12 tRNA genes are annotated in these 2,162 nt (G+C 43.0%); all 12 read left to right on the forward strand.

Annotated features, from left to right (window positions below):
• The first annotated feature begins 390 nt into the window (after positions 1-390).
• Positions 391-465: transfer RNA gene (locus GHD25_RS19675), tRNA-Asn, on the forward strand.
• A 3-nt stretch (positions 466-468) separates the two neighbouring features.
• Positions 469-560, forward strand: a tRNA-Ser gene (locus GHD25_RS19680).
• Between the two features lie 9 nt (positions 561-569).
• Positions 570-641: transfer RNA gene (locus GHD25_RS19685), tRNA-Glu, on the forward strand.
• Positions 642-706: 65 nt separating this feature from the next.
• Positions 707-783 (forward strand) — tRNA-Asp (locus GHD25_RS19690).
• A gap of 5 nt (positions 784-788) precedes the next feature.
• Positions 789-863: transfer RNA gene (locus tag GHD25_RS19695), tRNA-Gln, on the forward strand.
• Between the two features lie 158 nt (positions 864-1,021).
• Positions 1,022-1,097: transfer RNA gene (locus GHD25_RS19700), tRNA-Lys, on the forward strand.
• Between the two features lie 15 nt (positions 1,098-1,112).
• Positions 1,113-1,200 (forward strand) — tRNA-Leu (locus GHD25_RS19705).
• 21 nt (positions 1,201-1,221) lie between these two features.
• A tRNA-Leu gene (locus tag GHD25_RS19710) sits at positions 1,222-1,305 on the forward strand.
• A 48-nt stretch (positions 1,306-1,353) separates the two neighbouring features.
• Positions 1,354-1,430 (forward strand) — tRNA-Arg (locus GHD25_RS19715).
• Between the two features lie 4 nt (positions 1,431-1,434).
• A tRNA-Pro gene (locus GHD25_RS19720) sits at positions 1,435-1,511 on the forward strand.
• Between the two features lie 138 nt (positions 1,512-1,649).
• A tRNA-Gly gene (locus GHD25_RS19725) sits at positions 1,650-1,723 on the forward strand.
• A gap of 9 nt (positions 1,724-1,732) precedes the next feature.
• Positions 1,733-1,806: transfer RNA gene (locus tag GHD25_RS19730), tRNA-Ile, on the forward strand.
• Positions 1,807-2,162 lie beyond the last annotated feature (356 nt).

Here is a 2,162-nt window from a genome sequence, read left to right on the forward strand (position 1 = left end):
GACAAAAAAATAAAGCCATTATAAGGCTTTTGCGATTTTTATGATAGATTAAGTGTCAAACTCCCGTGAATACGAAAAAATATGGATGCGGAAAATGCCATGGTAAATTGGCTTATCAGGAGAAAGTCGAAGTTCATGCATAAAAGATGACCAATAGTCTTATTTAATAAAAGCTATTTATTCAATTATAGCAGCCAAAGCTTAAAAAAATATCCCGCGGTTTATATTAAAATTTGTTGACGAATGAAATAGGACATGTTAAATTATATAAAGTCTCAAGGAATCCGCATCTGATTTTAAACTGGATGTTGACAATTGATATACTTTGAGGTATGATAATTTTCGGCATAAAAATCAAACGAACTTGATTTTTCTTTTGCAAAACTCTATTCCACAGTAGCTCAGTGGTAGAGCAATCGGCTGTTAACCGATCGGTCGTAGGTTCGAATCCTACCTGTGGAGCCATATGGAGAAGTACTCAAGTGGCTGAAGAGGCGCCCCTGCTAAGGGTGTAGGTCGGTTTTGCCGGCGCGAGGGTTCAAATCCCTCCTTCTCCGCCATTATAGCATGGCCCGTTGGTCAAGTGGTTAAGACACCGCCCTTTCACGGCGGTAACACGGGTTCGAATCCCGTACGGGTCATCACTTTGGCATACAGAGGATCTAACTTCTGTATGTCAAAGATTCTTATAAATGAATATTAGCCTGGTCCGGTAGTTCAGTTGGTTAGAATGCCTGCCTGTCACGCAGGAGGTCGCGGGTTCGAGTCCCGTCCGGACCGCCATCTTTTGGGCCATAGCCAAGCGGTAAGGCATCGGGTTTTGATCCCGTGCATCCTAGGTTCGAATCCTAGTGGCCCAGCCAAATACATTCTAATTCGGAAATAGTAGTGGTAAATGATAAACATACTATTTGTTTAATAGTATTTTTTTATTTCTATTCCCTTCTGTTTTCCAGTTTGCTGGCAGATGTAGGGGTCATTGAAAATGTAGCTGCTGTTTATAAAGAAGAATTTGAAACGAGAGCCATTAGCTCAGTCGGTAGAGCATCTGACTTTTAATCAGAGGGTCGGAGGTTCGAATCCTCCATGGCTCACCATTTTTTCATTACTTTGCGGATGTGGCGGAATTGGCAGACGCGCTAGAATCAGGCTCTAGTGTCCGTTAAGGACGTGGGGGTTCGACTCCCTTCATCCGCACCATGTTTATTATTGACTTTTTATGCGGTCGTGGCGGAATGGCAGACGCGCTAGGTTGAGGGCCTAGTGGGAGTTAATCCCGTGGAGGTTCAAGTCCTCTCGACCGCATATTCACCAATTACTACGATGGATAATAATATAAAACACCCCTTGATTGCGCCTGTAGCTCAATTGGATAGAGCGTTTGACTACGGATCAAGAGGTTAGGGGTTCGACTCCTCTCAGGCGCGCCATGTCCGGGAAGTAGCTCAGCTTGGTAGAGCACATGGTTTGGGACCATGGGGTCGCAGGTTCAAATCCTGTCTTCCCGACCATCTAAGTTAATGAGAATGCAGTAATAAACGAAGTGATCTTCGAATTCAACATAGCCTTTAAGCACTAAACTCCCTCAGATAAACCGGGAGATGCTAAGACATTTGGTTCGGAATCCTAAAATAAGAAAATACCCTTATGCGGGTGTAGTTTAGTGGTAAAACCTCAGCCTTCCAAGCTGATGACGAGGGTTCGATTCCCTTCACCCGCTCCAAAACAATATGGGCCTGTAGCTCAGCTGGTTAGAGCGCACGCCTGATAAGCGTGAGGTCGGTGGTTCGAGTCCACTCAGGCCCATTTATTATTTTTACCACAAAAACATACTTGGAGTCCTCTTGACTTCGATGTGTTTGTGTGATATTATAATAAGGTCGCCGAATTGAGCAGAGGTACAAACGCGAATAAATGCATGTTGACATAATCTGCTTAAGGTGATATAATATAATCTTGTCGCAAAATAAGCGGCAATGATACATTTGCTCTTTGAAAACTGAACAAAACAACCAGTATGTAAACAGATGTCAAGGTAGGAAGTTGGAGGCCGAAGAGATTTGGCTGAGGAAGACTTCATAACCCTGAATCAATTTTTTGAAGCTAAGAGAAAATAATGGATTGGTGTCCATTATTAAACCAAACTTTTATGGAGAGTTTGA

The sequence above is a fragment of the Virgibacillus aidingensis genome (assembly GCF_010994035.1).
Taxonomy (GTDB): Bacteria; Bacillota; Bacilli; order Bacillales; family Amphibacillaceae; genus Virgibacillus_N.